This is a genomic window from Stenotrophomonas sp. HMWF003, assembly GCF_003061285.1.
Lineage (GTDB): Bacteria > Pseudomonadota > Gammaproteobacteria > Xanthomonadales > Xanthomonadaceae > Stenotrophomonas > Stenotrophomonas maltophilia_AP.
The window spans coordinates 1-1681 of sequence record NZ_QAIW01000415.1 but is presented as its reverse complement, the minus strand read 5'-3'; the positions used below and the strand labels follow the sequence as shown (position 1 = coordinate 1681).

The window sequence follows — 1681 nt, the reverse complement described above, 5'->3', positions numbered from 1 at the left end:
CTCCAGGACTCAGGGACGGCGGAAACGGCGGTCGGCGGCGGGGACGAAACCGCCCAGGGCCATCAGCAGTGCGCCCAGCCATATCCAGCGGACGAACGGTTTGACGTGCACGCGCACCGCCCAGGCATTGTTGCCCAGCGGCTCGCCCAGCGCCACGTACACATCGCCCGTGAGGCGCGCATGGATGCCGGCTTCGGTCATCATCTGGCCGCCACTGGCGTAGGCGCGCTTTTCCGGGTGCAGCAGGGCCACGTCGCGGTCGTTGCGCAGGATGCGCATGTGGCCGCGGTCGGCGGTGTAGTTGGGCCCCTGCTGGTGGTCCACGCCCTCGAAGCGCACTTCATACCCGGACACGTGCAGCGATTGGCCCGGCGACAGCGCCACCTCGCGCTGCACGTTCAGGGCTTCCACCAGCAAGGCCCCGGCCAGGAACACCGCCACGCCGCCATGGGCCAGCAGCATGCCGACCATTTCGGCGGTGAAGCGGCCATTGCCACGCAGCCGGCTCCACACGAAGCGCGCGGTCCCGAAGGCAACCCAGGCGGCGGCGGTCACACCGGCCGCGGTCTTCAGTGCGCCCTGCGGTGCCATGAAGTAGGCGATGGCCCCCAGCAGCAGCGCCAGCACTGCCCACGGCGCCAGCATCGCCAGCGCGCGCGAGGCCTGGTCGCGTTGCCAGTTCACCAGCGGGCCGAATGGCAGCAGCGCCACCAGCGGCGCCATCAGCAGCAGGAACAGGGTGCCGAAGTAGGGCGGGCCGACCGACACCTTGCCCAGCCCCAGCGCATCGGCCAGCAGCGGGTACAGCGTGCCCAACAGCACCATCGCGCACGCCGCGGCCAGCAGCAGGTTGTTGGCCAGCAGCAGAGTTTCGCGCGAGGTAGGCATGAAGCCGCGGCGCGGGTCGTCGTTGCCCAGCGCACCGGCGCGCAGCGCGTACAGCAGCAGTGCGCCGCCGATCACCAGGGCCAGGAAAATCAGGATGAAGGTGCCGCGCGTGGGATCGGCGGCAAACGAATGCACGCTGGTGAGCACGCCCGAGCGAACCAGGAAGGTGCCCAGCAGCGACAGCGCGAAGGCGGCAATGGCCAACAGCAGCGTCCAGCTGGCGAAGCTGCCGCGCTTTTCCGTGACCGCCTGCGAGTGGATCAACGCCGCGCCGGCCAGCCACGGCAGGAAGCTGGCGTTTTCCACCGGGTCCCAGAACCACCAGCCGCCCCAGCCCAGTTCGTAGTACGCCCACCAGCTGCCCAGCGCGATGCCCAGGGTCAGAAAGCCCCACGCCACGTTGGTCCACGGCCGGGTCCAGCGCAGCCAGCGCGCATCCACGCGCCCTTCCAGCAGCGCGGCGATGGCGAAGGCGAACGGCACCGCGAAGCCCACGTAGCCCAGGTACAGCATCGGCGGGTGGATGATCAGGCCCGGGTCCTGCAGCAGCGGGTTGAGGTCGTGGCCTTCCAGGGGCGCCGGCAGGAGCCGCGCGAACGGGTTGGAGGTGAAGATCAGGAAGGCCAGGAAGCCGACGCTGATGATGCCCAGCACGCCCAGGACGCGCGCCAGCACCTGTACCGGCAATTGCCGCGACCACCGCGCAACGGCGCCGTTCCACAGCGCCAAGACCAGCGCCCACAGCAGCAGCGAGCCTTCATGGGCGCCCCACACGGCGGAGTAACGGTAGGCC

The 1681-nt window shown here is 70.0% G+C and carries 1 protein-coding gene; it reads right to left on the bottom strand.

What is annotated here, in order from left to right; translation table 11 throughout:
- Window positions 1–9: 9 nt before the first annotated feature.
- On the bottom strand, window positions 10–1681 hold a 1672-nt coding region (locus DBR34_RS17715; RefSeq protein WP_146186878.1), incomplete at its 5' end, for a heme lyase CcmF/NrfE family subunit.